2 protein-coding genes are annotated in these 3,692 nt (G+C 37.3%); both read left to right on the plus strand.

The genetic code is table 11. The features are described from left to right. Positions 1-172: 172 nt before the first annotated feature. The gene (locus BM097_RS15755; protein ID WP_090552620.1) at positions 173-1,612 is read left to right on the plus strand and encodes an extracellular solute-binding protein; all 1,440 of its coding nucleotides are present in this window, start codon (positions 173-175) and stop codon (positions 1,610-1,612) included. A 12-nt stretch (positions 1,613-1,624) separates the two neighbouring features. Continuing rightward, complete coding sequence (locus BM097_RS15760) at positions 1,625-3,349, plus strand: methyl-accepting chemotaxis protein (RefSeq protein ID WP_090161391.1); 1,725 nt, start codon at positions 1,625-1,627, stop codon at positions 3,347-3,349. The last annotated feature ends 343 nt before the right edge of the window (positions 3,350-3,692 follow it).

Consider the following 3,692-nt stretch of genomic DNA (forward strand, 5'->3'; position numbering starts at 1 on the left):
AAGATAATTATAGAAGACTAGAACTAAGAGATAAACCCCCACCCCTCATGATTGAGGGGCAGGGGAGTTGAGTAGGCGTAGCCTATTTTTTATTGCCCTTGTTGACAATTCTGTAACATTTATATGCTATTGTATTGATATCAATTGATTTATGCATGTAGGAGGTTTTTCTATGAGCAAAAGGTTTTTTAGTTTTTTTGTTTCTTTATTGTTAATCACAGCTCTTTTCGCAGGATGTGGTTCCAAGGAGGAGACTGCAGCAACAGCCGAAGCTCCTGAGGAAGAGACTGGATTGCCATCGGGTGATGTTTCTCTAAGAGTTTGGGGAGCCGATGAAGATGAAGAGCTGGTTAATCAAATAATTAGTGGCTTTATTAAAGAGTATGGTAGTATGGCAAATTTCAATATTACCTTTGAGGCTCATAGTGAATCCAGTGCTAAGGATGAAATACTTGGAGATGTGTTAAATGCTCCAGATGTATTCACTTTTGCTGATGATCAGCTCATGGCTTTAGTTGCTTCTGGTGTCCTTAAAAAAGTTGAAAATGACAGTGAGATTTCAGGTAGAAATTTAGCAGCTGCAAGTGACGCTGCTTCCGTAAATGGAACATTATATGCTTACCCATTGACAGCAGATAATGGATATTTCTTATTTTATAATAAAGCGGTTATAAGTGATGAAGCAGTTCAGTCTATGGATAGTCTTATGGCAGCTGCAGGTGCTGCAGGACAAAAGGTATTTATGGAGATGAATTCTGGTTGGTACATGTATGCGTTTTTTGGAAACACAGACATGGAGATTGGTCTTAATGATGACGGAATTTCTACCTACTGCAATTGGAATGCAAAATACACAAATATAACTGGTCGAGATGTTGCAGAGGCTATGGCTGCAATTGGTAGAAATCCAGCATTTACATGTGAGAGTAATGATGGATTTGTAGGTGGGGCAGCTGATGGCACCTTTGCTGCTGGTGTTAGTGGTATTTGGGATGAAAATGGAATAAAGGAAGCTTGGGGTGATAATTATGCAGCATGTAAGCTTCCTACATATACAGTAGCAGGACAGCAGGTTCAGATGTCCAGCTATGCGGGATATAAGCTTGTTGGAGTAAATTCTTATTCTAAAAATCAGGCATGGGCAGCGAAATTTGCAGATTGGATGACCAATGAGCAAAATCAGACTTTAAGATTTGAAATGAGAGGACAGGGACCATCTAATACAAATGCTTCAGGCGCAGGTGCTGTTGCAGAATCTAAAGCTATTCAGGCATTACAACAGCAGGCAGAATATTCAAGCTTGCAGAGAGTTGGCGGAACCTATTGGGATTCGGCAGCTAACTTTGGAACGCTTATGAGCCAGGGTAATCCTTCGGGTAAAGATGTTCAGGTTCTTTTAAATGAAATGGTAACAGAAATTACTGGAGAGGAATCTACTGGTGACCTGGTAACAGAAGAAGGTGAAGCTGCTCCAGAAGAAAATAAAGAAGAAGCAACTGAAGATGTTGTAGAAGAAGCTACAGAAGAGACAACAGAAGAAACAACAGAAGAAACAACAGAGGAAATTATAGAAGAAACTACAACAGAAAATTCAGAGGAAAATAAGCAATAGGAGGGCGTCAGGATGAGTAAGAAAACAAGTATTAGATTATATATTTTAATCCCAGTCCTTTTATTGGGAATTCTATCTATTTTTTCTAATGTTATGGCACTCTTTAATTTGAGCAAGGTTAATCATACTGCTACAAAAATTGCAGATGAATATATGGTTGCTATTACAGAACTTGATACAATTGGCCAAACAGCAAAGGATATTCATTCACTTGCTCTTTCTCATATTGTTGCTACTGATTTTGAGACAATGACTTCAGTGGTATCAAAGATAGAAGAAGAGGAAGCTGTATTAGATAATGCCATGGTCGAGTATGGAAATCAGTTTGCGGCTGAAGATACAAATTTTGAAACTATGAAAGCTGACTTCCAAAGCTTTAAGGATTCTATAATGATTCTTCTGGCACAGAGTGCTAATCAGAGAACGAAGGATGCATATGCTACTGCAAACGGACAGGTAGCTGAAAGTGCACAGAAACTTAATCAGGATATAGATAATGTCATTGCAGCAATTCACACTGAATCAGATGTTCAAAGACAGGCTTTATCTACAGCAAACATGGTTGCAAGTTTTGCAAGTTTGATAATTGTAATTATAAGTATAATTTCAGTAATTGCGGCTGTTATAGTTGTTGCAAGAAAAATATTGCGCCCTGTTACTAAGGCAGAATCAGAACTCCATGAAATTATTGATGGTATAAATAGTAGAGAAGGTGATTTGACAAGAAGATTAACTATTGAGTCCAACGATGAAATAGGAATGCTTAGTCGTGGTATTAATGAGTTTATAGAACGTCTTCAGGGTATTTTTATCATGATTACTAACAATTCAACAGCCATGGACAAGGTAGTTAATGATGTTATGGGAAGTGTCAAAACATCAAATGACAGTGCTTCGGATTTGTCAGCATTAACAGAAGAGCTTTCTGCTACCATGCAGGAGGTGGCAAATAGTGCTGGCATGATAAATAACAACACAGAGCAGGTAAGAATCGAAGTTGATGAGATGGCGAATAAGAGCCGTGAAATCAACGAATATTCTAAGACTATGAAGGAGCATGCTGATGTTATGGAACAGAATGCTCGAGAGAACATGGATGAAACAAATAAAAAGGTTGATAACATTCTTGCAGCTTTAAATCAGGCTATTACAGATAGCCAAAGTGTAGATCAGGTAAACTCACTTACAGATGATATTATGAGTATCGCAAGCCAGACCAATTTGCTTTCTTTAAATGCTTCAATTGAAGCTGCCAGAGCGGGAGAGGCAGGAAAAGGTTTTGCTGTTGTTGCAGATGAGATTGGTGGTCTTGCAGAAAACAGCCGTCAGACTGCTGCTAATATTCAGGAGATTAACTCGGTAGTAGTTAATGCGGTTCATAACCTCGCAGATAATGCAAATGAGTTAGTAGATTACATGCAGAATTCTATTCTTCCAGAATTTGAACGTTTCGTAGAAGATGGTGAAAAGTATAAGGATAATGCTGATTATATTGAATCAGTTATGGCTGATTTTACTAATATAACAGAAGGATTTAAAGATACATTCACTGAGATAGCAGAATCCATTAGTAGTATTACCTCGGCCATAGAAGATGGTGTTAAGGGCGTTTCTTCTGCAGCCGAAAGCACTCAGAATCTGGTATATGATATGGATAATATTTCTAAACGTATGGACGAGAACCAGAAGATAGCTGGAGAGCTTGAAGAGGAAACAGCTATTTTTACAAAGATTTAGTAATTGATTTTTCTGTGAATAAAATGAATTAAAAATGATAAAATAAAGGAAAGGTTGGATGCTCTAGAGTCCTTAGGGTATCCTAAGGGCTCTTTTAGTTCTTAAAATGAGATTAATCAAATGTTTTATTTCATAAAAATCCTTAGAATTTGTACATTATTTAAACATTATATGTATTTTTGGTGAAACCTCTTAACCAATTAAAACGTATAGGTATATAATTTTTTAAAAGCATTATTAGGCATTAATTTAGGTAATTGCGAAACTCGCTGATGCTCGTCCGCAATCTTGATTATAAAATCGGATATTTCGCGCATAGGCGCGGAATTACTTTTGAAAGATA

This window comes from Pseudobutyrivibrio sp. OR37, from assembly GCF_900113655.1.
Taxonomy (GTDB): Bacteria; Bacillota; Clostridia; order Lachnospirales; family Lachnospiraceae; genus Pseudobutyrivibrio.

Bases quoted from the DNA above. Each gene is read 5' to 3' on its own strand.
- BM097_RS15755 (WP_090552620.1), top strand. From the start codon at position 173: ATGAGCAAAAGGTTTTTTAGTTTTTTTGTTTCTTTATTGTTAATCACA.
- BM097_RS15760 (WP_090161391.1), top strand. From the start codon at position 1,625: ATGAGTAAGAAAACAAGTATTAGATTATATATTTTAATCCCAGTCCTT.